The sequence below is a fragment of the Streptomyces sp. NPDC007084 genome, assembly GCF_040703595.1.
Taxonomy (GTDB): domain Bacteria; phylum Actinomycetota; class Actinomycetes; order Streptomycetales; family Streptomycetaceae; genus Streptomyces.
This window is the reverse complement of sequence record NZ_JBEYFY010000004.1, coordinates 260,610-285,085: the sequence shown is the minus strand read 5'-3', so window position 1 is coordinate 285,085 and position 24,476 is coordinate 260,610. Positions and strand designations below refer to the sequence as shown.

General features: G+C 71.5%; 19 protein-coding genes and 1 pseudogene. 10 read left to right on the top strand and 10 right to left on the bottom strand.

Going from position 1 to position 24,476, the window contains the following annotated elements:
• Positions 1-686: 686 nt before the first annotated feature.
• From AB0912_RS06285 to AB0912_RS06275, 3 genes are all read left to right on the top strand, one after another.
• A complete protein-coding gene (locus AB0912_RS06285) occupies positions 687-1,586 on the top strand; it encodes an SDR family oxidoreductase (RefSeq protein WP_366696773.1) in 900 nt (299 codons plus the stop codon).
• Between the two features lie 381 nt (positions 1,587-1,967).
• Positions 1,968-3,056, top strand: a complete 1,089-nt coding sequence (locus tag AB0912_RS06280; protein ID WP_366696772.1) for a tryptophan dimethylallyltransferase family protein — start codon at positions 1,968-1,970, stop codon at positions 3,054-3,056.
• Between the two features lie 126 nt (positions 3,057-3,182).
• Positions 3,183-5,219 carry a thioredoxin domain-containing protein gene (locus tag AB0912_RS06275; RefSeq protein WP_366696771.1) on the top strand — a complete coding sequence of 679 codons (2,037 nt, stop codon included), beginning with the start codon at positions 3,183-3,185 and terminating at the stop codon, positions 5,217-5,219.
• A 148-nt stretch (positions 5,220-5,367) separates the two neighbouring features.
• Here AB0912_RS06275 and AB0912_RS06270 read toward each other — a convergent pair whose 3' ends face one another.
• From AB0912_RS06270 to AB0912_RS06255, 4 genes and pseudogenes are all read right to left on the bottom strand, one after another.
• On the bottom strand, positions 5,368-6,093 hold the full coding sequence (locus AB0912_RS06270) for a Mut7-C RNAse domain-containing protein (protein WP_366696770.1): 726 nt from the start codon (positions 6,091-6,093) through the stop codon (positions 5,368-5,370).
• 244 nt (positions 6,094-6,337) lie between these two features.
• Positions 6,338-6,952: pseudogene (locus AB0912_RS06265) on the bottom strand (TetR family transcriptional regulator); the annotation flags it as partial.
• Between the two features lie 5 nt (positions 6,953-6,957).
• The gene (locus tag AB0912_RS06260) at positions 6,958-8,523 is read right to left on the bottom strand and encodes an MFS transporter (RefSeq protein WP_366696769.1); all 1,566 of its coding nucleotides are present in this window, start codon (positions 8,521-8,523) and stop codon (positions 6,958-6,960) included.
• A 261-nt stretch (positions 8,524-8,784) separates the two neighbouring features.
• Positions 8,785-9,498: a hemolysin III family protein gene (locus tag AB0912_RS06255; RefSeq protein WP_366696768.1), complete on the bottom strand. Its 714-nt coding sequence runs from the start codon at positions 9,496-9,498 to the stop codon at positions 8,785-8,787.
• Positions 9,499-9,820: 322 nt separating this feature from the next.
• Here AB0912_RS06255 and AB0912_RS06250 point away from each other — a divergent pair, with 322 nt between their 5' ends.
• The 7 genes from AB0912_RS06250 to AB0912_RS06220 all read left to right on the top strand — a co-directional run bounded on the left by AB0912_RS06250 (position 9,821) and on the right by AB0912_RS06220 (position 17,769).
• The gene (locus tag AB0912_RS06250) at positions 9,821-11,638 is read left to right on the top strand and encodes a phosphoenolpyruvate carboxykinase (GTP) (RefSeq protein ID WP_366696767.1); all 1,818 of its coding nucleotides are present in this window, start codon (positions 9,821-9,823) and stop codon (positions 11,636-11,638) included.
• 236 nt (positions 11,639-11,874) lie between these two features.
• A complete protein-coding gene (locus AB0912_RS06245; protein WP_366696766.1) occupies positions 11,875-12,861 on the top strand; it encodes a serine/threonine-protein kinase in 987 nt (328 codons plus the stop codon).
• Entirely contained in the window at positions 12,848-13,312 is a 465-nt protein-coding gene (locus AB0912_RS06240; RefSeq protein ID WP_366696765.1) for a hypothetical protein, read from the top strand. Before AB0912_RS06245 ends, AB0912_RS06240 begins: the two co-directional genes overlap by 14 nt.
• Before the next feature lie 135 nt (positions 13,313-13,447).
• Entirely contained in the window at positions 13,448-14,815 is a 1,368-nt protein-coding gene (locus AB0912_RS06235; RefSeq protein ID WP_366696764.1) for a hypothetical protein, read from the top strand.
• A 17-nt stretch (positions 14,816-14,832) separates the two neighbouring features.
• Positions 14,833-15,594, top strand: a complete 762-nt coding sequence (locus AB0912_RS06230) for a hypothetical protein (RefSeq protein WP_366696763.1) — start codon at positions 14,833-14,835, stop codon at positions 15,592-15,594.
• Positions 15,595-15,631: 37 nt separating this feature from the next.
• Positions 15,632-16,612 carry a PP2C family serine/threonine-protein phosphatase gene (locus AB0912_RS06225; RefSeq protein ID WP_366696762.1) on the top strand — a complete coding sequence of 327 codons (981 nt, stop codon included), beginning with the start codon at positions 15,632-15,634 and terminating at the stop codon, positions 16,610-16,612.
• The gene (locus AB0912_RS06220; RefSeq protein ID WP_366696761.1) at positions 16,609-17,769 is read left to right on the top strand and encodes a hypothetical protein; all 1,161 of its coding nucleotides are present in this window, start codon (positions 16,609-16,611) and stop codon (positions 17,767-17,769) included. The genes AB0912_RS06225 and AB0912_RS06220 overlap by 4 nt, the downstream gene beginning before the upstream one ends.
• A 7-nt stretch (positions 17,770-17,776) precedes the next feature.
• On the opposite strand, the gene AB0912_RS06215 is transcribed toward AB0912_RS06220, so the two are convergent.
• The 6 genes from AB0912_RS06215 to AB0912_RS06190 all read right to left on the bottom strand — a co-directional run bounded on the left by AB0912_RS06215 (position 17,777) and on the right by AB0912_RS06190 (position 24,296).
• On the bottom strand, positions 17,777-18,385 hold the full coding sequence (locus AB0912_RS06215; protein ID WP_366696760.1) for a hypothetical protein: 609 nt from the start codon (positions 18,383-18,385) through the stop codon (positions 17,777-17,779).
• Positions 18,372-19,916: a VWA domain-containing protein gene (locus AB0912_RS06210; RefSeq protein ID WP_366696759.1), complete on the bottom strand. Its 1,545-nt coding sequence runs from the start codon at positions 19,914-19,916 to the stop codon at positions 18,372-18,374. Before AB0912_RS06210 ends, AB0912_RS06215 begins: the two co-directional genes overlap by 14 nt.
• The gene (locus tag AB0912_RS06205) at positions 19,916-21,085 is read right to left on the bottom strand and encodes a toxic anion resistance protein (RefSeq protein WP_366696758.1); all 1,170 of its coding nucleotides are present in this window, start codon (positions 21,083-21,085) and stop codon (positions 19,916-19,918) included. The genes AB0912_RS06210 and AB0912_RS06205 overlap by 1 nt, the downstream gene beginning before the upstream one ends.
• A 10-nt stretch (positions 21,086-21,095) precedes the next feature.
• Positions 21,096-22,178: a substrate-binding domain-containing protein gene (locus tag AB0912_RS06200; RefSeq protein ID WP_366696757.1), complete on the bottom strand. Its 1,083-nt coding sequence runs from the start codon at positions 22,176-22,178 to the stop codon at positions 21,096-21,098.
• A 290-nt stretch (positions 22,179-22,468) separates the two neighbouring features.
• The gene (locus AB0912_RS06195; RefSeq protein WP_366696756.1) at positions 22,469-22,885 is read right to left on the bottom strand and encodes a hypothetical protein; all 417 of its coding nucleotides are present in this window, start codon (positions 22,883-22,885) and stop codon (positions 22,469-22,471) included.
• Between the two features lie 199 nt (positions 22,886-23,084).
• Positions 23,085-24,296 (bottom strand): pyridoxal phosphate-dependent aminotransferase, encoded by a 1,212-nt coding sequence (locus AB0912_RS06190; RefSeq protein ID WP_366696755.1) that lies wholly within the window; start codon positions 24,294-24,296, stop codon positions 23,085-23,087.
• Between the last annotated feature and the right edge of the window lie 180 nt (positions 24,297-24,476).

The window sequence follows — 24,476 nt, the reverse complement described above, 5'->3', positions numbered from 1 at the left end:
GTCGTGCGACGGGTGATAGTTTCTACCAGCGAGTCTGTCTCATGTTAGAGATTCCCTTTCGCAAATAAGCGCGGGTGTGCCGGGCCGTTGGCGGCGGGTGGTGAACGAGCAAGGTCGACCTGCGTCGCCGTGACAGAACGGGGCTACCCGGCATCCACCCACACCTCACGACACCACACCCTCGCCGGAAGATCGGCCCACCCCGCACCTGCCGAGCCCTTCGGAAGGTGCGGTCCGTATGCGCCACACACTCCCCTCGACCACCTACACCTATGGCCACCTAAACCTCCGACAACCTAATCGAGACACCTACCCGACCGACGGCCCGCGCCGACAGCTATACGGCCGCGTGGCTCCGCGAGGCCGTGAGCAGCGTCGAGCTGCAACTTCCCAGCTACCTAAGGCACTTCAGAGGACAACCGAGGCGGAGACTTCGGCTCGGGGGCCGGACTCGCCATGTGACTCATGGGTTGTTGCGACACCGACAACTCATTGACGTAGAGAAGCTCGCTCTGGTTGACTGGCCATCAAGCAAATCCCCGCTTCTGGGGTCAAGCGCACCTACCAGCCATTCGGCAAACTGATACCCCCCCCGCGTCGCGTCCGTTTCGCTCGGCACTGCGACGTTTCAAACAGGGGTGCGTGCGTCAGGGTCGAATGCGTCGTCCTCACCTGGAGGGTCTGTCATGCATGGATTGAGACGCAAGTCGGCGCTGGTCACCGGCGCCAGCCGAGGTATCGGACGTGGAATAGCCCTGCGACTGGCTCAGGATGGTGCCATCGTCGCAGTGAACTACGCGAGCGACAAAAGCGCCGCGGACGAAACGGTAGCGCTGATCGAGAAAGCCGGAGGCCGCGCCTTTACCGTTCAGGCAGAGTTGGGTACGGCGAGCGCGGTGGAAAATCTCCTCGACGCGACGCAAGCCGGCTTCGTCGAGCACGCGGGATCGTCCAAGCTGGACATTCTGGTGAACAATGCCGGAATGAAAGGGTTCGACCTGCTGGATGCCCTCACCGAAGAGACCGTGGACAGCTATTTCACCGTCAACGCCAAGGCACCCTTCTTCCTCATCATGAAGGCCCTGCCTCTGATGCCCGACGGTGGACGGATCATCAACATCTCGTCCAGTAGTACGCGGATGGCTTCACCGCCGTCGATCGCCTACTCCATGAGCAAGGGCGCGTTGGAGCAGATCGCACAGCACCTGGCGCCGGTTCTGGCGCCCCGCAACATCACCATAAATACCGTAAGTCCGGGAGTGACGGTAACCGAGCACCCGTTTTACCAAGACCCGCAATTCCGAAAGTGGGCAGCCGGCCTTTCGATATTCAACCGCCTCGGGACCGTGTCCGAAGTGGCTGACATCGTGGCTTTCGTTGCCTCCGAGGATGCGCGGTGGATGACCGGCGGGAACATTGACGCGTCGGGAGGCGCGCTGACCGCGCTGGCGTCCCCCCAGATGGCCGAGCCGGTGGACCGCGAACTTTCCGGTGGTTCGGATGATCTCCAAAAACTTTCCCGTGTCGAGGATGCGGACATTCTTGAAGCCGCGGGGCTTGAAGTCGTGAATCAGCCGACCGCATAGGCTGAAATTTTCACTTGCCCCGTCACCGCGAGCAGCGCGCGGTTGATTCCATATCGCCCGGACCTTGGGGCTGTCCCAACACGTGGTCGTGTTGATCAGGCGGGAAGTGGTTTGCCTAGACGCTCGGCTGGGACTGTCCAGCCGAGCGTTCGCATGATCGGCGCCCTGGAGAAGGCAGTCGGCTGGCCGTCATTGCTGTTCTCCCCTAGGGCGTCGTGTCGTGCCCGACGAGGCTTATCAACCTGACATCACTCGGCAAGCATTTGAGGCTCAACACAGGCCGGTGGGGCGCGTAAGAGGGGTTAGATATCCCGGGGTAGGGGAAAATTGCGCTCGTATCGATGGGTGCTCTTGTCGCTACTTCTTGCTGGAGGCACAACTGTGTGGCATGCCGTCACCCGTCGACCGCTGCGAACCTTCAACAGCGTCCTGAATGAGCACATAGACGCGGCTCTCTCGGCTCTCAAACCCGCCGATCCCACTGTGTACGGCCGAGCCGAGAGCTTCGTCAGTTCGCTGGGGCCCTGGTCACGCGTTCACATCGAAGACCTGGCCGGGCACCGGTCGTTCGTAGCCAACGACGAGTGGCCTCTGGAACTGTCCTTCGCCTTCGCCCGGGCAGGAGCGAAGCTGCGGATCCTCACCGAGGAAATCGCGGTCGGCGGCGATTCACTCGCCGGCCAGCGGGCCGGACAGCGGCTGCTGCGCCGCCTCGCCAAGGAGGCCGACGTCAATATCGATCGCTATCAGGCGATCGAAGACCTCTTCTTCCCGCCCGGCGCGGCGGACTCGGCCGGGGCGTTCGCCCTCATGCATGCCGTGGAACTCCCCCTGGACGGAGGCTCCTTACTGCACAAGGCCTACCTCAACCCCGAAGCCGCCGGAGAGTCCGCCGGTCCGACCATCTCCGCCGCCATGGACCGCCTGGGCCTGGCCGCGGCCTGGGCCCACGTGGAGCGCGCCATGGCCGCGCTATCCCTGCCCCCGAGGGCGCGTGAGGCGTGCATAGTGGCCTTGGACCTGAGCTCGGATCCTGAAGCGCGAGTCAAGGTCTATCTCCGCCATAGCCAGACCACCGCATCGGATATCGACAGCATCTCGTCCGTCGCGAAAAACTACATACCCGGCGCCTTTGAAGAGATCCTTCATTCGACCTTCGGGCCTTCCACCGAAAGCTTGAAAAAAGCGCCGATGACGGCACTGTCCTTCGTCCCCGGGCACGATTGCCCCACCTCCGCGACCCTGTACTGTCCGCTGTACCCGAATTTGCCCAACGATGCCGCCGCCCGAGATGTTCTTGTTCCCCTCCTGGCCCGATCCGACATCGCCGCGGATGCGTTGGAAGAAGTACTGCGAACCGTTGGCGGACCAACACCCGGACAAGGGCGGCGCATCAGTTGGTTCGGCTACAAACGACCGGAGGACCCCGTGGTTACCGTCTACGCCGGTTTGCGGGATCCACACCAATGAGGCCTGCGGGAACCTATGGGTTGACCAGCGAGCGAGCCGACGCGGGAGGCCACCGAGATCCCTAGACGGCCGGTGTCGACGGCTTCGAACGCGCCCGCTGCCCACGCGCCGTGCAACGATGGCGACATGAACCGGCTGGCTGGTGTGACCTCCCCGTATCTGCTTCAGCATGCTGACAACGCGGTCGACTGGTGGCCCTGGGGACCCGAGGCGTTCGAGGAAGCCAGGCGGCGCGATGTGCCCGTCCTGCTGTCGGTTGGCTATTCCGCCTGTCACTGGTGCCACGTCATGGCCCACGAGTCCTTCGAGGACGAGGTGACCGCCGCTTATCTGAACGAGCACTTCGTCAGCGTCAAGGTCGACCGGGAGGAGCGGCCCGACGTCGACGCCGTGTACATGGAGGCCGTGCAGGCGGCGACCGGGCAGGGCGGGTGGCCCATGACCGTCTTTCTCACGCCGGACGCCGAGCCCTTCTACTTCGGCACCTACTTCCCGCCCGAGCCCCGCCACGGCATGGCCTCCTTCCGGCAGGTGCTGGAAGGGGTGGCCGGGGCCTGGGCCGAGCGGCGGGGCGAGGTCGCCGAGGTCGCCGGGAAGATCACCCGCGACCTCGCCGAGCGCGAGCTGAACCTCAAGAGCAGCGGTGTGCCCGGCGAGGAGGACCTGGCCGGGGCGCTGCTCGGGCTCACCCGGGAGTACGACGCCACGCGCGGCGGCTTCGGCGGCGCGCCCAAGTTCCCGCCGTCCATGGTGATCGAGTTCCTGCTGCGCCACCACGCGCGCACCGGCTCCGAGGGCGCGCTCCAGATGGCCGCCGACACCTGCGAGCACATGGCCCGCGGCGGCATCTACGACCAGCTCGGCGGCGGCTTCGCCCGCTACTCCGTCGACCGCGACTGGGTCGTGCCGCACTTCGAGAAGATGCTGTACGACAACGCCCTGCTCTGCCGCGTCTACGCCCACCTCTGGCGGGCCACCGGCTCCGGGCTCGCCCGCCGGGTCGCCCTGGAGACCGCCGACTTCCTGGTACGTGAACTCCGCACCGCCGAGGGCGGGTTCGCCTCCGCGCTCGACGCCGACAGCGACGGCGGCAGCGGACGGCACGTCGAGGGCGCGTACTACGTGTGGACGCCCGCCCAACTGCGCGAGGTGCTCGGGGACGCGGACGCCGAACTCGCCGCCCGGTACTTCGGCGTGACCGAGACGGGCACCTTCGAGGAAGGCGCCTCGGTTCTCCAACTCCCGCAGCAGGACGAGGTGTTCGACGCGGCGAAGGTCGCCTCGCTGCGGGAGCGGCTGCTCGCCGCCCGCGCCGAGCGGCCCGCCCCCGGCCGGGACGACAAGGTGGTCGCCGCCTGGAACGGCCTCGCCGTGGCCGCCCTCGCCGAGACCGGCGCCTACTTCGACCGCCCCGACCTGGTGGAGGCCGCGATCGGCGCCGCCGACCTCCTCGTACGCCTCCACCTGGACGAGCACGCGCGGCTTGCCCGGACCAGCAAGGACGGTCAAGTCGGCGCCAACGCGGGGGTGTTGGAGGACTACGCGGACGTCGCCGAGGGTTTCCTCGCGCTGGCGTCCGTCACCGGGGAGGGCGTCTGGCTGGAGTTCGCCGGATTCCTGCTCGACCACGTCCTCGCCCAGTTCACGGACGCGGAGTCCGGTGCCCTGTACGACACGGCGGCGGACGCCGAGCAGTTGATCCGCCGCCCGCAGGACCCCACCGACAACGCCACGCCCTCCGGGTGGAGCGCGGCGGCCGGGGCGCTGCTGTCGTACGCCGCGCAGACCGGCAGCGCACCCCATCGGGCCGCCGCCGACCGGGCGTTGGGCGTGGTGAAGGCCCTCGGCCCGCGCGCGCCCCGGTTCATCGGATGGGGGCTCGCCGTCTCCGAGGCGCTGCTCGACGGACCCCGGGAGATCGCCGTCGTGGGCGCGGCGGACGATCCCGCCACAACCGCCTTGCTGCGTACGGCACTTCTGGGCACCGCGCCCGGAGCGGTGGTGGCGTCCGGGGCACCGGAGAGCGACGAACTGCCGCTGCTCGCCGGGCGCCCCCTGGTGGACGGCAGGCCGGCCGCGTACGTGTGCCGGCACTTCGTCTGCGAGGCCCCGACCACCGACCCCGAGGAACTGCGGGCGGCTCTGATCAGCCCGAACGCCTGACAGGACCCGGCGCCGGGCGCGAGGTGCCCGGGCGGCGGCCGGCCGAGAGGCGCCCGGGCGGCGGCCGGCCGGGAGGTGCACGCCGGGGGCGGGCCGGAGGTGCACGCCGGGGACCGGCCGGGAGGTTGCCCGCCGGACGGCGGTGACGTCAGGTGCCGAACTCCGCGAGGGCGCGTTCCACGACCGTCTCCAGCCGGTCGTGGTGCGCGCCCTTCCAGTAGGCGCGCCCGCACGCCCCGCACTGCGCGAACACGTCGTACGACCGCTCGGTACCGCCCTCCAACTGGTCCGCCACCTGCTCCTTGGTCGCCTTCGCGAGCAGCCCGTTGCAGGCGGTGCAGCGTGTCCACGGCTTCAGCTCGGGCGCGAACCGGCCCAGTACGTCACGGAGTTGGTCATCGGGCTGGGTGCTGTAGACGAAGCCGCCCGCCCACAGCTCGCGGCGGTGCAGCAGTCCGCGGTCGCGGCTGAGCAGGACGCGGCGCTCGGCCGCCGACCGGGCCGCGAGGGCGGGATCGCCGATGTCGGTGGACTCGTAGGCCGCGTCGACGCCGAGGAGCCGCAGCCGGCGGGCCAGGGTGCCGAGGTGGACGTCGAGCAGGAAGCGCAGCGGGGCGCCCGGTACGCGCTGCGGGCGCTCGACGGCGCGGACCCGCACCGACTCGCCCGCCGCCGGGATGTGCGAGAACGGCACCTCGCGGCCGTCCACGACCAGGGCGCCGACCTCGGTGAGCGGAACGCCGAGCGACTCGACGACATGGCCGAGGGTGGAGGAGCCGTCGGTGGCTGCCGAGGTTGCTCCTGCGCGGCGCGCGGGCGGCACGAACAGGCCCAGTTCGGGGGCGAATTCGATGTGGATCTCGGGTCCGTTCACCCGGTCAGGATGACACGCGGGGCGCGCCCGCGGCCTCCTGGTTTCCCGGCCCCCGGCGCGTGCCCCCGGCCTCCCGGTTTCCGGACTCCCGGCGGGTGCCCGCGGCCTCGGTGCCTGCGGCCTCGGTGCCCGCGGCCTCGGTGCCTGCGGCCTCGGTGCCTGCGGCCTTGGTGCCCGCGGCCTCGGTGCCTGCGGCCTTGGTGTCTGCGGCCTTGGTGCCCGCGGCCTTGGTGCCTGCGGGCCGCAGACCGTGCTCCAGGACGCCGAGGGACCGGTCGACCAGATCGGCGAACTCCTCGCGGTGGCCGGTCTCCGCCCAGTACAGGGAGGTCTCCAGAAGCCCGCCGACCAGCGACATGGCGAAGACCCGGACCTCCAGGCTGTCCGGGTCGCGGCCGGCGCGCTCGGCGATGGCCCGGCTCAGCATCCGCCCGGTGACGGAGGCGCTCTCCATCATCCGGGACCGCACGGCCGGGACCTCGACCATCAGCCGGGTGCGCAGCCGCGCGACCGCGGGGTCCTCGGAGGCGCCGAGGCCGATCGCCTCGCGCAGCACATGGCGCAGGGAGTCGAACCAGGGCTCGTCGGCCGGGCGCTCCCGCAGCTCCCGCTCCAGCAGCGGGTCGTACTCGTCGGTGAGGACGATGTCCTCCTTGGTGGGGAAGTACCGGAACACCGTGGAGGGGGAGACCTCGGCCGCCTCCGCGATCTGCTCGATGGTCGTCGCGTCGTACCCCTGCGCCTCGATGAGCCGGTACGTCGCCTCGCGGATCGCGATACGGGTCTTGATCTTCTTCCGTTCGCGGAGCCCCGGCTGGGGCTCCGCGGCGGGAGTGGAACTCTGTGCGGTGGCGGCCATGGTCCTCATTGTCCGGCATCCGCCGGGGCCGGGGCCATGGTGGTGTCCTCCTTCGGTGCGGGCGCGGACGGGCGGGCGCCGGGCAGCAGCGCCGCCGCGAGCAGGGCGGTGACCAGGGCGGCGACCCCGCTGACGAGCAGCACCAGGTCCATGCCGTGGACGTAGGCGGCGTCCGCGGAGGCGGCCAGGGCGTGGTCGCCGAGCCGGGCGGCCACCACGTGCGCGCCGACCACCGAGTCGCCCGCCGCGTCCGCCGCCGGGTGCGGCAGCGCGGAGGTGTCCAGCCGGCCGGCGTACGCGCTCGCCAGCAGCGAGCCGAGCAGGGCGATGCCGATCGCGCCGCCCACCTGGCGCACGGTCATCAGCAGCCCGGAGCCGCTGCCGGCCCGGTCGCGGGGGAGCGCGCCGAGGGCGGCGGACATCGCGGGCACGACGGCGAACCCGAAGCCGACCCCGGCCACGGACAGCCACAGGGCGGTGAACCCGTAGCCGTCGTGGACGCTCGTACGGGCACCGAGGAAGGCGGCGAAGGCGAGCACGACGAGACCGGCGCTGATCACCGCGCGGGCCCCGAACCGGGTGAGCAGCGGCTGCGCGGCCCGGGAGGCGACGAGCAGCCCGCCCATCATCGGCAGCATCCGCACACCGGTGCCGAGCGCGTCGTGGCCGAGCACGGCCTGGAGGTACTGCGGCAGGACGAACATCAGGCCGGACAGCACGAACATGACGAGGGTCGCCGCGAGCGTGTTCAGCAGGAAGCCGCGCTGCGCGAGCAGGGAGAGGTCCAGCATCGGGCGGGCGGCGCGGCGCTCGCGCACGACGAGCAGGGCGATCAGCACGAGGGCGGCGGCGAAGCAGGCGAGCACCAGCGGGTCGCCCCAGCCCCGGCCCGGGGCCTCGATGATCGCGTAGATCAGCACGCTGAGTCCGACCGCCGTGAGCGCGGTGGAGACGGTGTCGACCTTCGGCGCGGCGGGGTCCCGGGTCTCGGGGAGCAGCAGTACGCAGGCGGCGATGCCGAGCGCGGCCATCGGCACGTTGACCAGGAAGACCGAGCCCCACCAGAAGTGGTTCAGCAGCCAGCCGCCGATGACCGGGCCGAGCGGCAGGCCGAGCGCGGAGGCGGCGGAGACGGCGCCGACCGCCTTGGTGCGCTCGTCGGGCCCGAACAGCGAGGGCAGTACGGCGAGCGCGAGCGGCATCACCAGCGCGCCGCCGACCCCCATCAGGGCGCGGGCGACGATCACCCAGGTCACGTCGGAGACGAGGGCGCCGGCCAGCGAGCCGGCGAGGAAGAGGGCGAGGCCGGTGATGAGCATCCGGCGCCGGCCGAAGCGGTCGCCGAGCAGGCCCGCCGGGAGCATCAGGGAGGCGAAGACGACGACGTAGGCGTCCGCCATCCACTGCTGCTCGCCGGTGGAGGCGCCCAGGTCGCGGGCCATGGCCGGCAGGGCGACGTTGAGGATCGTCATGTCGAAGCCGAGTACGAGCATGCTCGCGACCAGGGCTCCGAGGGCCCACCAGCGGCGGGGGTCGCGTTGAACGGCGTCATCGTTCGTGAGAGTCACCATGAAATGAGAGTAGCTCTCAAAAGGTGCCTGCTGTCAATAAACGTCGACTGTCTATCGCTGGCCGGCTCCACCATCAGCTGGGGTTCACCGTCAGCCGGGGTTCACTGTCAGTCGGGGTTCACCATCGGCCGGGATTCACCGTCAGCCGGGGTTCAGCATCAGCCGGGCTCCATCCCCCGGAAACGCGCAGTGGCCGCGGCTCGGAAGCCGCGGCCACTGGGGGAGAAGGTGGACCGGAGAGGGCCGGTGGGCCCGGGTGGGTCAGCCGTGCTGGTAGGCGACCAGCGAGATGCCGACGTAGTGCACGATGAACGCCGCGAGGGTCAGCGAGTGGAAGACCTCGTGGAACCCGAAGTAGCGCGGGGAGGGGTTCGGGCGCTTGATGCCGTAGATGATCCCGCCCGCGCTGTAGAGCAGGCCGCCGACGACGACCAGGACGAGGACGGCGACCCCGCCGGTGCGCATGAAGTCCGGGAGGAAGAAGACGGCCGCCCAGCCCATCGCGATGTAGCACGGGGTGTAGAGCCAGCGCGGGGCGCCGACCCAGAAGACGCGGAAGGCGATGCCCGCCGCGGCGGCGGCCCAGATGCTCCACAGCAGCCAGCGGCCCTTGGAGTCCGGCAGCAGGAGCAGGGTCAGCGGGGTGTAGGTGCCCGCGATGATCAGGAAGATGTTCGCGTGGTCGAGTCTGCGCAGGACGCCGTCCATGCGCGGACTCCAGTCGCCGCGGTGGTAGAGGGCGCTCACTCCGAACAGCAGGCAGGCCGTCAAGGCGAAGATCCCGCAGGCGAGGCGCCCGCGGGGGGAGTCCGCCAGTGCGGTGAGAACCAGTCCGGAGACGAGAGCGGCCGGGAACATGCCGAGGTGCAGCCAGCCGCGGAGCTTGGGCTTGATCTCTTCCGACAGGGTGTGCGCGACAGACGCGGGGCCGGTGGCCGGCGTGTCCGTTGGCGCGTCGGGGACGGACGCAGTCATACGCCGAATCGTACCTACGGAACCGTAAGTTACGCGTCAGTCCGATGTAAGGAACCGGCCGGAGTGGCCATGTTCTCACGCGGCTGTCGGGGCGCCGCCGGGGTACCCGTGGTGAACCCGGAGTAAGCGGCGGGAAACCCTCCGGCGAGTGGCGATGCTCACGCCGCTCAGGTGTGAGGCCCTCTGGACATATGGGCGGAACAGTCGGATGATCAAATGAGTGCGGTCGGCACCGGATGAGCGCCAGGGGGTCAACCACCGTGAAGCATCCGGGTCGCAGCCCCCACGGGGCACAACAACACACCCTCATTTAGGAGCAATCGTGGCGCGCGACATCGCGGCTCCCGTCCCGACCAACCACAAGGAACTGATCTCGTGGGTCAACGAGATCGCCGAACTGACCCAGCCGGACGACGTGGTCTGGTGCGACGGATCCGAGGCCGAGTACGAGCGGCTGAGCGAGGAGCTGGTCCGCAAGGGCACCTTCCGCAAGCTCGACCCGATCAAGCGCCCCAACTCCTACTACGCGGCCTCCGACCCGACCGACGTCGCGCGCGTCGAGGACCGCACCTTCATCTGCTCCGAGAAGGAGCAGGACGCGGGCCCGACCAACCACTGGAAGGACCCCGCCGAGATGCGGGAGATCTTCGCGGGAGAACAGGGCGTCTTCCGCGGCTCCATGAAGGGCCGGACGATGTACGTCGTCCCGTTCTGCATGGGCCCCCTCGGCTCGGACCTCTCCGCGATCGGCGTCGAGATCACCGACTCCGCCTACGTGGCCGTCTCCATGCGCACCATGACCCGCATGGGACAGCCCGTCCTGGACGAACTCGGCACCGACGGGTTCTTCGTGCGTGCCGTGCACACGCTCGGAGCCCCGCTCGCCGAGGGCGAGGCCGACGTGCCGTGGCCGTGCAACTCCACCAAGTACATCTCGCACTTCCCCGAGACCCGCGAGATCTGGTCGTACGGATCGGGCTACGGCGGCAACGCGCTGCTCGGCAAGAAGTGCTACGCCCTGCGCATCGCGTCGGTGATGGCGCGCGACGAGGGCTGGCTCGCCGAGCACATGCTCATCCTCAAACTGACGCCCCCGCAGGGCGAGTCGAAGTACGTCGCCGCCGCCTTCCCGAGCGCCTGCGGCAAGACGAACCTCGCCATGCTGGAACCCACCGTCTCCGGCTGGACCGTCGAGACCATCGGTGACGACATCGCCTGGATGCGCTTCGGCGAGGACGGGCGGCTCTACGCCATCAACCCCGAGGCCGGCTTCTTCGGCGTCGCCCCCGGCACCGGCGAGCACACCAACGCCAACGCGATGAAGACGCTGTGGGGCAACTCCGTCTTCACCAACGTGGCGCTCACCGACGACAACGACGTCTGGTGGGAGGGCATGACGGAGGAGACCCCGGCCCACCTCACCGACTGGAAGGGCAACGACTGGACGCCCGAGTCCGGTACGCCCGCCGCGCACCCCAACGCCCGCTTCACGGTGCCCGCCTCGCAGTGCCCGATCATCGCGCCCGAGTGGGAGGACCCCAAGGGCGTGCCGATCTCGGCGATCCTCTTCGGCGGGCGCCGCGCCACGGCCGTACCGCTGGTCACCGAGTCCTTCGACTGGAACCACGGCGTCTTCCTCGGCGCGAACGTCGCCTCCGAGAAGACCGCCGCCGCCGAGGGCAAGGTCGGCGAGCTGCGCCGCGATCCGTTCGCCATGCTGCCGTTCTGCGGCTACAACATGGGCGACTACATGGGCCACTGGGTCGACGTCGCCAAGGACAAGGACCCGGCGAAGCTCCCGAAGATCTACTACGTGAACTGGTTCCGCAAGAACGACGAGGGCAAGTTCGTCTGGCCCGGTTTCGGCGAGAACAGCCGTGTCCTGAAGTGGATCGTCGAGCGGCTCGACGGCAAGGCCGAGGGCGTCGAGACCCCGATCGGCGTCCTGCCGACCCGGGATTCCCTCGACACCGACGGACTCGGCCTGGCCGACGCCGACCTCGACTTCCTGCTCACGGTCGACAAGGAGGTCTGGCGCGAGGAGGCCGCCCTGGTCCCCGAGCACCTCAACACCTTCGGCGAGCACACCCCGGCCGAGCTGTGGGACGAGTACCGCGCGCTGGTGAAGCGCCTGGGCTGAGGCCCGCCGCCGCTCCGCGGCCGGTCCCGTTGCCCTGACCTGCGACGTCGTCCGGACCGGCCGCGGTGACCGCATCCCGCCGGGCCCCGCACACCGCCGTGCGGGGCCCGGCGGGGTCTCGTCCCGGGGCGCCCCCGCCCCCACTTTCGGCACCGGAGCCGGAACGGCTGAAAAAGCGCGGATTTCGCGGGACACTCCTGACATCCAGCAGTGAACCCCGAAATGAGGTGGGCGGGGTGCGCACACCGGTCAGTGACCCCCTGAGGATCGGCCCGTACCGCATCGTGGGGCGGCTCGGCTCCGGCGGCATGGGATGGGTGTATCTCGGCCGTTCGCCCGCCGGGCGCGAGGTCGCCGTCAAGGTGGTGCGGCCCGAGTTCGCCGCGGAGCGCGAGTTCCGGGAGCGCTTCGCCCGCGAGGTCGCGGCGGCCCGGGTGGTCAGCGGCGCCTACACCGCCGCCGTCGTCGACGCCGACACCGAGGCCGAACTGCCCTGGCTGGCCACGCTGTACGTGCCCGGGCCCTCGCTCGCCGAGGCCGTCCGCGCCGACGGCCCGCTGCCCGAACCGCAGGTACGGCTCCTCGGCGCCGGCCTGGTCGAGGCGCTCCAGGCGATCCACGCCGCGCACGTCGTGCACCGCGACCTGAAACCGGCCAACGTGCTCCTGGCCGCCGACGGCCCGCGCGTCATCGACTTCGGGATCTCCCGGGTGGACGGCGCCCCCGGGCTCACCCAGGTCGGCGTCGTCGTCGGCACCCCGCCCTTCATGTCGCCGGAACAGATCAACGGAGCCCCGGTGGGGCCGCCGAGCGACGTCTTCTCCCTCGGCGGTGTCCTCGTGTACGCGCTCACCGGGCGCCCTCCGCACGGCAGCGGCGAGGCCGTGCGCTACCGGGTCACCCTCGCCGAACCCGAACTGGACGGCATCCCGACGGCGTTGCGCGAACTGATCGCCCGCTGCCTGGCCAAGCGCCCCGAGGACCGGCCCCCGCTGGACGACCTGCTCGCCGGGCTGCTGGAGCGCGAACCCCGGCCGGCCGCCTGGCCGCCCCCGGCGGTGGCCCACGGCATCAAGGCGCGCACCCGGGACCTGGCGAACCGCCGCCGGGGCAGCGGCACCGCCTCCGTGCCCTCCTGTCTGCTGCTGCACGCCCAGGCGCTGCTCGACGCCGGACTGACCGACGCGATGGTCGCCGGGGCGGTGGGCCGTGCCGGCGCCTGACTCCCTTCCCTCCCGCAGCTCCGAGGCCCTGGAAATCGGCGCGCACTGGCGGGAGTTGGTCCGCACCTGGGCGGCCGGACGCAATGTCCCCGCCCTGACCGATCCCGATTCCGTCTCCCTGCGGTTCGACCTGGTCGAGACGGGCCGGACGGTCACCGTACGTTTCATGACGACCAAGCGGCTCCTGGTCGCCTTCGCGACCGACGGGAACGCGCTGCGGCAGGACCAACTCGCCGTCGCCGCCGCCGCGTCGAACGCGTGGAACACCGAACAGCTCAATCCCATGCTGTCCGTATGGGACGTACGGGGGCCCCGCCCCTGCCTCGCCGGGGTGTGCGATCTCCCGCTGAGCTGCCGGATGACCCCGGCCGATTTCGATGCTCTGGCCAATGACTGGGTGGAACGGGCGAGGCAGATGTTCACCCGGTGCCACCAGGTATTCGCGTTGTAGAAGTGAATTCCGCCGGATTCCCCAAACCCTTTCGGGTGACGGCCGATTACCGCCACTATGAGCACGTGCCTTTCAGGGCCCCGGGGGTGTGCTTTCGGGCCACGGAGGTGTGCCTTTGGGCGACGGGGGGTTCCCATGCGGCGTTCTTTTTCGGTCATCGCGCTCTCCGGACTGCTGGCCCTGGCCGCTCCGGCGGTGCCGGCGGCCGGCGCGGCCTGCGGCCCGGACCTCACCGGGCGCCTCCAGTGCTGGTCCCGGTGGATCGGCGAGGGCACGGTCCACGTCACCCTCGACCGGAGCCTGCCCTTCGACGGCAGCGCCGGTGACCGCAGGAACGTCGAACGCACCCTGTGGAACGGGCGCGGCGACCTCGTCGTCGAGGTCCCGCCGGGCGCCCGCACCGGGCCGGGCGGCACCACGCTGCTCCTGCTGGCCGATCCGAAGGCCAGACTCGTCGCGAAGGACGCCACGATCGACCGGCTCACCCCCGGCGCCGTGGACGAACTGGCCGGCCTGCGCGCCTGCCACCCCGAGAACACCAAGGACCCCTGCGCCCTGCTCGGCAAGGGCTCGCTGAGCGGCGCGGACCTCATCGCCGGGCAGCAGGCCACGGACCTCGCCCGGCACACGTACACCGTCACGGACCCGGCGGACCCGGCGGGCAGGCCGAGCGCGAGCCCGTCCGGCACGGCGAAGGACGGGCGGACGCGGGGGGCGCAGGACGGGACGAAGGGCGGGGACGGCGGCAAGGACGGCAAGAGCGGGGAGGGCGCGAAGGGGGCCGGCAGCGGCTCCGGCACCGGCAGCGATTCCGGGGCCGGCGGTGAGCCCGGTTCCGGCAGCGGCTCCGGTTCCGGCAGTGGTTCCGGTTCCGGCGGGGGCGACACCGGCTGGGACACCACCACCCAGATCCTCGCCGTCCTGTGCGCCGTACTCCTGCTGCTCCTCGGCGCCCTCCTCTTCCTGGTCCGCCGCTCCTCCCACGCGCCGGGCGCCCTGTCCCGGCGTTCGCTCGCCGCCCCCGGCGTCGGCGCCCTGCCCGGCACCGCGGCGCGGCCCCGTCCCCGGGCGGCCGACGAGACCACCATCCGCGTCCGGACCGGGAGCCCGGAACAAGGCGCCACGCGGACCCGGACCCGGAGCCCGGACGAGAGCACCACCCGCCCGCGGTCCGCAAGCCCCGGCCAGGACACCACCCGTGCCCGGCCCGCCGACGAGAGCACCACCCGGCTGCGCGCCGGCCCGGCCGTCCACCGCTACCGGCAGGTCGGGAACGTACCGGGCTCCGCCCGCTCCGCCGTCGTCCGCACCGAACTGCACCCGCAGGGCTACGTCGAACTCGACCGCGTGCTGTACCGGGCGGTGTGGGCCGAACCCGGCCGGCCGCCCCCGGCTCCCGGCGCCCTCGTCGACGTCACCGACGCGGGCGAGCAGGACTCCGACGTCCTGTACGCGTTCCCGCCGGCCACCGGACGGCACGTCCGGGCCGCCGCCCGGCCCTGAGACCAGGAGAGACCTCCATGCACAGCGAATACCCGCCCACCCTGCCGGCGGAGTACGCCGACATCGAGTTCGAGAACAACGCGCAGCGGCTGCCTCTCGTCCTCTGCCTCGACACGTCCAGCTCCATGGCGGGCCTGCCCATCCAGACCCTCAACAACGCGCTCATGGAGTGGACCCGCGAACTCCACGACGACGTCAGCCTCAGCTACAGCGTCGAGGTCGCCGTCGTCACCTTCGGCGGCCGGGGCGTCGCCGCCTGGCGTGGGCCACAGCTCCTCGCCCCCGGCGTCCCGGTGAGCCCCTTCGTGGCCGCCCATGTGTTCCGGCCGCCGCAGCTCGTCGCCTCCGGGGTCACCCTGATGACCGAGGCGCTCGATCTGTCCATGCACATCGTCGCCGCCCGCAAGGCGGAGCTGCGCGCCGCCGGACTCCAGTACTACCGGCCGCAGATCTGCCTCGTCACCGACGGGCTGCCGACCGACGCCACCGGCCGTCTCTCCGACTCCTGGCACCGGTTGATCCCGGTCCTCGCCGAGGAGCAGCGGGCCCGCCGCTTCCGGCTGTACGCGATCGGCGTCGGCGGGATCACCGACCGGGGCGAGCAGGTGCTCCAGGCGTTCGCGCCGAAGTTCAACGCCCGCCTCCAGGGGTTCCCCTTCCGCGAACTGCTCCAGATGATGTCCGCGAGCGCGGGCGCCGAGCAGAAGGGCGCGGGCGACGAGGTCTTCGAGAAGATCTTCAGCCAGTTCAAGACGCAGCGCCCGGCCTGGGAGTCGTGACGATGGCCCGGCGGGGACCGGACGGGACAGCCGACCGATGAGCGGAGCCGACGAGTACGCCTACGAGGGCGGCGACGGGGACGGCGACGGGGACGGGGACGAGCGGGAGCACGGGCGCCGGCCCGAACAGCGGCGGCCCCGGCCCGGGCAGGGGTACCAGCCGGGGCCCGTGGCGGGGCCGGGACGGCAGGAGCAGGGGCGGCAGCACCGGCGTGAGCGGCGGGACCGGCCCGGGACGCCGTGGCGGATCCACGGCCTGAGCGTCGAGGGCTACCGCCACCGCCGCCAGGGGCTGCCCTGCCAGGACGCCTGCGCGTACGCGGTCACGGCGTCCGTCGCGGTCCTCGCGGTCGCGGACGGCGCGGGCAGCAGGCCGCGCTCCGAGGAGGGCGCCCGGCTCGCCGTCGAACTGGCCGCCGAGCACTTCGCGCGCCGGGCGGGGGCGGCGGCGGACCGCCGGCCCGGCGAGGCCGTGCACGCGCTCCTGGAGGACGCCTTCCAGGACGTCACCAAGGTGTTCCTCGACCGGACCGGCGCCGACGCGGCCGACTTCGCGACCACCCTGACCGTGGTCGTCCTCGCCCCGGGCTGGCTCGGCCATCTCAGCGTCGGCGACGGCTTCGTCGTCCTGCGGGCCGGTACGGAGGACGGCGAGCGCCAGTTCCATCTGCTGCCCCAGCCGCCGCCGGCCGGCGAGTACAGCAACGAGACCGTCTTCCTCACCTCGCCCGACGCGGCCCGCTGGGTGCACACCGACTGCGTGTCCGACGAGGGGATCGACGGGGTGCTGCTGTCCACCGACGGGCTCGCGCAGGCCGCGCTCCACCGCTCCGCGAGCGGGGCGCCGTCCCCGAACCCGTCGTTCGCCGAGGCCGTCCTGCGCTCCCTGGACGGGGCCGGGCCCGTCACCGACAGCGCCCACGAGGGCCTTGCCACCCTGCTCCGCTCCGACCGGCTCACCGCGCTCAACGCCGACGACAAGACCCTGCTGCGGGCCGTCCGCGCGGTGCGCCCATGACCGGCCGCACCGTCCACCTGGGCGGCAAGCCCGCCGTGCTCGCCGAACTGCCCCTCAAGGGCGGCGGACAGGCGGCCGTCTTCCCGGTCGTCGGCGACGACACCACCGTCGTCAAGCTGTACCGCGAGCCGCCGGGCCCCGAGCAGGAACGGCGGCTGACCCGGATGCTCACCATGTCCCCGCTCGCGGCCCGCCCCACCGACGCCTCCCAGCCACCCGAACTCGCCTGGCCGACCGCGCTCGCCCGCGGCCCCCAGGGCGAGTTCCTCGGCTACGCCATGCACCGCTTCGGCGAACCCGGACACGTCCAGCTGATCGGCCTGTTCACCCGCGCCCAGCGCCTCAAACTCTTCGCCGACCGGGCGGACTGGCGCTTCCTGCTCGGCGTCGCCTGGAACCTCGCCTTCATGACCGCCCGCATGCACTACGACAACCTCGTCATCGGCGACTTCTCCAGCAGCAACGTCGTCGTGGACGCCAACGGCTTCGTCACCTTCCTCGACTGCGACTCCATCGCCTTCAACGACCCGGTGACCGGGGAACTCTTCCCCTGCCTGATGCACACCACCGACTACTCGTCCCCCGAGCGGCAGGCCGGCGGCCCCGCCACCCGCGCCACCGACGACTTCGCCCTCGCCGTCCTCGTCTACCAACTGCTGACCGCGGGCAACCACCCCTTCGGTGGCGTGCCGCACGAGAGCGCGTCCGAGTCGACCGTCAAGGACAACATCGCCGCGAGCTGCTCCTACGTCGTCCGCCCCGAGCGGGTCGTCATCCCGCGCGGCACCCTCGATCCCTCCGTGCTCCCGCCCGACCTCCTCGCCCTGGCCCGCACCGCCTTCGGGCCCGGCGTCCACGACCCGGCCGCACGTCCCCCGGCGGAGGCCTGGCTGCGCGCCCTGGACAAGGAACGCGCCCTCGTACGCCGCTGCCCCGACCGCCCCCTGCACGCGTACGGCTCCCACCTGACCGCCTGCCCCTGGTGCGCCCGCGCGACCACCACCCACCACGACCTCTTCAACGCCCCCACCCCCACACCCACTCCACCACCACCCCCCAATCCCCCACCCCCACAGGCCCCCTGGCCGACCGCCCTCAAGGTCACCCTCCTGATCGCGGCGATCCTGATCCTGGTACTGATCGCGGCGAACGCCTGAGGTGTCGTCAGTGGGAGTGGCCGCGGTCCTCCAGGTAGCGGGTGTGGGATTCCTGGCGGCGGGACTCCGTTTCGCGGAGGGCGGCCGCCAGGTGGTCGGCCTCCTGGTGGAGGAGGGTGAGCTGGCGTTCCAGGTGGCGTTCGGGGGGCTCGGCGCCAGGGGCCAGACGAGTCCACCAGCGGGTGCGGACGTAGGTGTCGACCGCCTCGGGGATGTCCTGGCGGACGGCCCGCGACAGGGTGTGCACGCCGTCCGGGTCCCGCGCGAGGACTTGGGCGACCCAGCCGGGGTCGAGCAGCGCGGCGAGCACCTCGGTCAGCTCGGTGAGCCGGCCGGCCGCGGCGGGCGGCAGGTCCACCCCGTCGAGGTAGGCGCGCAGGGTGGCGAAGTCGGCCCGCAGTTCCTCCAGTTGGGCCGAGGGGTCGGGGAAGTCGGGCAGAGAGGGGCGGTCCGGCGGGGCGATCAGCGCGCCCGCGCCGTACAGGCCCGCCACGACCACCGGCCAGTACGTGCCGGCGAGCCCGGCGAAGGTCAGCGCGAGTCCGGCGATCCCGCAGGCGCTGCCCGTGAGGTTCTTGCGGGACTCCAGGTAGCCGATGAACCTATTGGTAGCCACGGATCTCCTCGAAGGCGCCGTCGAGCGAGCCCTTGCGGGCGTCGAAGAGCCGGCCGCCGGTCAGGCCGGCGATGTGCTGGAGTTCGGCGCGGTCGGAGTCGCCGAAGAGGATCGGGAAGACGGGGATCTCCCGCTGCCCGGCCGGGAGCCGGCGGTAGAAGGCGTCGAAGTCGGCGGGGCCCGCGCCCTGGGTGTTCTCGCCGTCCGTCATCAGCACGACCGAGGTGAACGTGTCGTCGTCGGCGCCGAGATGCTCGTAGGCCTTCTCCAGGGACGTGTAGATCGCCGTGCCGCCGTCGGCGCTCAGCGAGCGGGTGTCCGCGCGGATGGCGTCGAGTCCGGCCTTCGGGTCCTCGGGCCGCACCACATGGGTGCGGACGCTCTTGACGTCCGAGCCGAACGGCATCAGCGTCACTTCCTCGCGGTCGCGGAAGTCGCCGGTCAGATCACCGAGCGCCCGCTTCAGCCGGGCGAGCCGGTCACCGTCCATCGAGCCCGAGGTGTCGAGGACGTACACCGTCCTGGACGGGCGGCGGAGCTTGTTCTCGTAGGCGTCGAGGAGCTTGTCGGCGACGGATCTGCTGCCGGGGAAGGGGAGTTCGCGACGGCGGCCGGTGTCGAGGCCCGCCGCCGGGGCGACGGAGGCGACGACCGGGCGGCGGTGGGTCGTCTCGGTGATCCGCCGCTGGCTGTCCGGGGTGCGCAGCGCCTCGGCGAGCCGCCGTACCGTCTCGCGGGTCTCCCGGGAGGACGCGGCGAGCGACGAGAGCGGGTAGTCGGCGGTCACCACGCCGTCCCTCGGGCGGATGACGGTGAGGCCCGGGACGCCCTTGAGGACGGACTCGTAGTTGAGCAGGGCGTCCACGGTGCCGCGCTGCCGGTAGGCGGTGGCCAGCCAGCCCGACGAACCGGAGGTCAGCTTCTGCCCCTTGAAGAACTCCCGCAGCCGGGGCGTCGCCTTGTCCACGTCGGCGTCCGTGAGCGCCGACTGGGCGCCGGACAGCCCCGAGGCCACCGAGATCAGCGTGGAGAAACCGGAGTTGGAGCGCGCCGGATCGGTCATCCCGTACGTCAGCCGGCCCGCCGCCACCGCCTCCTCGACCTGCGACCAGGTGACGTCCCCGGGCTTCCAGCCGAGCGCGCTCACGGTCGCCGGCCTGACCCCGATGGCGACCGGGCTCGTCATGACCGGTGTCTCCGAGACGACCTTCCTCGCGGCCTCGGGGCGCAGGCGCAGATAGTCGTTGGAGGAGAGCCACAGGGCGTCGTAGCGGCCGTCCGCCGCGCCGCGCGCGAGCAGGTCCACGGCTGCCAGCGTGCCCAGGTAGGTGGGCTCGACCGTGATGCCGGTGTCCTTCCTGATCCGGTCGAGAACCGGCTTCATGTCGCCGAGTTCGCTGGACGCGAGGACCCGCAGGGTGCCCGGCCCGGGGGCGTCGCCGTCCCCGGCCTTCCCGTTGCCCTGAGCCGTGCACGCGCCGACGGCGAGCAGTGCCACGGCGGCGCAGGCCGCCTGCCGCAGACGTCTCATCAGCGCCCGCCCTCCAGCGCGCCCTGGGCGCGGCTGCGCTCCAAGTAGCCGCCGGCCTGCTGGAGTTCGGCCGTCAGGGACTCCACGGTCGCGGCCATCGTCTCGGTGGCCCGGGCCTTGTACGTGTCGATCGCGTCCAGGGTGCGGTAGATCTGCTGGAAGGCGTTGCGCAGGGTCTCCGCGCCGACGGCCGGGTCGGCGGCGATGCGCTGGATCTCGCCGCTCTGGGTGGCGAGCATCTCGGCGTTGCCCCGGATGAGGTCCTCGGTGGTGCCGCGCAGGGCGTTGACCTGGTCGACGACCTTGCGCTGGTTGTCCAGCGCGGACGCGAGCATCACGGAGATGCGCAGCGCGGAGACGGTGGTGGTGGCCGCGCGGTCCACGCCCTTGACGAGTTCCTCGTTGTTGCGCCGGACGACGTCCATCGCGAGATACCCCTGCGCGCAGACCGCGAGCTGGGTGAGCAGGTCCTGCTGCTTCTGCCGGACCGGGAAGAGCACGTCGGAGCGCAGGGCGTCGGCCTGTGCCGGGTCGGTGGTGTCGACGCCCGCGATGTGCTCCTCGACGGCGCTGTCCAGGGCCTGGGTGAGGACCACGTACTCCTGGAGCTTGCCCATCGTCTCCCAGAGCCGGACGCGTTCGGTCTGCAGGGCCGCGTTGTCCCGGCGCAGTTCGTCCTGGCCGCCGCGCAGCGAGCCGACGATCCTGTTCAACGTGCCCTGCGCGGAGGCGTACTTGGCGACGTGGTCGCGCAGCCGGTTGCCGCCGGGCAGCTTGGACAGGAACTTGCGGCCCCGGCTCGCGGACAGCTCACGCGGGTCCAAGTCCTCGACCACGCGCCGCAGTTCGACGAGCGAGCCCGCCACCTGCGACTGGGCGTCGCCGCCCGTGGAGGGCAGGCTGCGGACGGTCCGCTCCAGCATGCGGTTGGACTGGGCGGCGGCGCCGCGCATCTCGCCGGAGCCGAGCCCCGCGATCTCGCCGACCTTGCCGGCGAACTCCGGCGAGCGGGCGTCCAGGACGGCGAGCGAACCGACGTACTCGGCGGCGCGCCGCGCCATCTCGTCCCGTACGGCCGCGTCCACGGGGACGAGCCCCGCGACCTTCTCCCGGGGTACGGGCGCGACGGGCTCGGGCGGCGTGAGCGTGAAGGTGTCTTCGGTGGTCATGCGCTTCCCCCTAGTTCCCGGAGTTCCCGGCGCGGCGCGCCATGTCCCGCAGCACCTTGGACGCGGGCACGGGCGCCTGCCGGACGCCGGTCAGCTTCTGGTTGAGATAGGTGGCGTGGGCGGCGGTCGCCGCGATGAACTCGCCGGTGGCGCCCTGCGGCCGGAAGCCGTGCCGGACGGCCAGCCTGCGCAACACCGGGTCACCGCTGAGGAGTTCACCGAGCGCGCGGCCCTCGGCCGTGAGCGGTACGACCGTGTGGTCGCTGGTGGCGGTGGTGTCCGGGTAGAGCACGGTGAGGTCGCCGGTGTCCTGGCCCTGCGCGAGCAGCGCCGCGACCTGGGACTCGTAGACCAGGACGAGGGGGTTGCCCGCGCCGCTGATGAAGTCGCGGAACTCGGCGTCCGTGCTGGACTGCTGGGCGCCCTGGACGCTGATGAGCCGGCGCATCAGGGGCGCGGTGCGGTTCACGGCGGCCTCGTCGGAGGCGACGCGTCCGCCGTCGGCCACGTAGGAGGCGGCGGCCAGGTAGAGGGCGCCGGAGTTGGAGGTCTCCGGGTCGGTGCTGGCGATGTACAGCGTGCCGGTCAGCTCACCGTGCGCCGAGGCGCCCGCCAGCTGCTGCCAGGTCCGGTCGTGCCGGGCGGCGTGCAGGTAGGCGGCCATCCTCAGCGTGCCGCTGTTCGCGCCGAGGGTGGCCAGTCCGTTGGCGGCGAGGACCTGGGCCGCGCTGCGGTGGGCCACCACGACGAGGGGCGAGTAGAAGGGCCGGGGAAGCGGCTCGCGGACGTGGTACTTGCCCGCGAGTTCGTCGGCCGGCGCCTGGCTGGAGGGGAAGGCGAAGTCGTACCCCTTGAGGTCCAGGCCCTCCATGGCCCAGGACCCGGAGGTCTCCGTCCGTACGGTGTAGCCCTTGGCGGCGAGGGCCTTCACCACGTCGGGGTCGGCGAAGAACTCCGCCTTCTCCGAACCGATCACACCTCGCACGGTCTTCGTTGCCGTGCTCTTGTCCTGACCATCGCGGCCCGCGACGACGGCTGCTGCCACTCCGCCGATCAACAGGACCGCCAGGACGATCCCTGCGATACGTCTCACGCCTGGAGCGTGCACCTCGGAAGCCAACGTTCCCCGTCTCGGCGGGTGAACGCGGGGTGACCACCGGGTCCCGGTACGCAACCGGAGGCCGAGCCGCCGCTACGGGGCCGGGCGGGGAGGTGTGCGGGCCCGCGCGGGGAGGCGGGAGGGGCTGAGGCACCCGGTCCGCGCGTCGTGGTCGAAGCGCGCGGACCGAGGCCGTTCGAGGGGCCCGGGGCGGAGGGCCGGTGCTGCCGGTGCCGGTGGTGGACGACCCGGCGCGTGGCTCAGTGCGTGGCTCGGCGTGCGATTCAGTGCGCGGCGAGTTCGCGGGCCTCGGTAGCCGCCGCGTGCGCGTCCATGCGCTCGGCGGACAGGATCGCGGCGGCCGTGTCGGCGCGGGAGGCCGCCACGAGCAGGGCGCGGCCGGCGAGGTCGTGGGCCCGGCGGTGCAGGGTCACCAGACGGGTCTCGCCGGGCGCGCCGGCCGGGGCGCGGACCGGCGTGGAGCCGCCGCGCAGCCGCGCCACCTGGTCGGTGAGCCGCTCGGCGGCGGTGTCGAGGTCGGCGGACGGCGCCACCGCGCGGATCTCGTCCGTCACGGCGAGCAGCGCCGCGAGGTGGCCGGCGAGCTGGATGTCCAGCTCCTCCTCGCGCGACCGGTGGGGAAAGTCGGAGGGGGTGCCGGCCACGGTGTGGACCGACTTCGTGCGGATCGGTTCGTACATGGGAGGGCCTCCTGTGCCTGACAGGAAACCATCCTAGCTTGGATCTCGTCTAAAGTTGAGCCTGTTCGCAGAACCGAACGGTTCGCACACAGAGGGTGAACGCCCGCCCGGCCTCTCGCGACCTCGCGGACGTCGCGGACGTCGCGACCTCGCGGGCCCCGCCAGGCCTCCCGACTCCGCTGGGCCGGGCGCCCCCCCGTCACGGCTGGCTGTAGCCGTCCAGGAAGTTGCCGATGCGGGTGACGGCGTCCGTCAGGTCGGCGACCGTCGGCAGGGTGACCACCCGGAAGTGGTCCGGCTCGGGCCAGTTGAACCCCGTCCCCTGGACGACCATGATCTTCTCGCGCTGGAGCAGGTCGAGGACCATCTGCCGGTCGTCCTTGACCTTGAAGACCTTGGGGTCGAGGCGCGGGAAGAGATAGAGCGCCCCCTTCGGCTTCACGCAGGTCACGCCCGGGATCCGGGTCAGCAGCTCGTGCGCCACGTCCCGCTGTTCCTTCAGGCGCCCGCCCGGCAGCACCAGGTCGTTGATCGTCTGGCGTCCGCTGAGGGCGGCGACCACGCCGTGCTGGCCGGGCATGTTCGCGCACAGCCGCATGTTCGCGAGGACCGTCAGCCCCTCGATGTAGGAGTCGGCGTGCTCGCGCGGCCCCGAGACCGACATCCAGCCGACCCGGTAACCCGCCACCCGGTACGCCTTCGACATCCCGTTGAAGGTGAGGGTGAGCAGGTCCGGGGCGATCTTGGCGGTCGCGGTGTGCGTGGCACCGTCGTAGAGGATCTTGTCGTAGATCTCGTCCGAGCAGACCAGCAGGTTGTGGCGGCGGGCGATGTCGGTGAGCCCGCGCAGCATCTCGTCGTCGTAGACGGCGCCGGTCGGGTTGTTCGGGTTGATGATCACGATCGCCTTGGTGCGGTCGGTGACCTTCCGCTCCACGTCCGCGAGGTCGGGCATCCAGTCGGACTGCTCGTCGCAGCGGTAGTGCACGGCGGTGCCGCCGGACAGCGAGACGGCGGCCGTCCACAGCGGGTAGTCCGGCGCCGGTACGAGGACCTCGTCGCCGTCGTCCAGGAGGCCCTGCATGGCCATCACGATCAGCTCGGAGACGCCGTTGCCGATGAAGACGTGCTCGACGTCCGTCTCGATGCCGAGGGTCTGGTTGTGCATGACCACCGCGCGACGGGCGGCGAGCAGGCCCTTGGCGTCGCCGTAGCCGTGCGCCGACGACACGTTGCGGAGGATGTCCTCCAGGATCTCCGGCGGGCACTCGAACCCGAAGGCGGCCGGGTTGCCCGTGTTGAGCTTGAGGATGCGGTGACCGGCCGCTTCCAGCCGCATCGCCTCCTCAAGAACCGGACCCCGGATCTCGTAGCAGACGTTGGCGAGCTTCGTGGACTGGATCACCTGCATGTCCGTGAGCTTACGGCCGCCTAACGGGGACCGGGGGGTGTTTTTCACCACGTGAGACGTGATGGTTCGAGCGGCTTTGTCCGCCGGGGGGCGGCGTAAGCCCTGGTGATCACCGTCGCGGGGCCGCCGGGCACGGCTCCGAAAGGCCGCGGAGCCCGGCCGACGAGGTTCCTCCCTCAG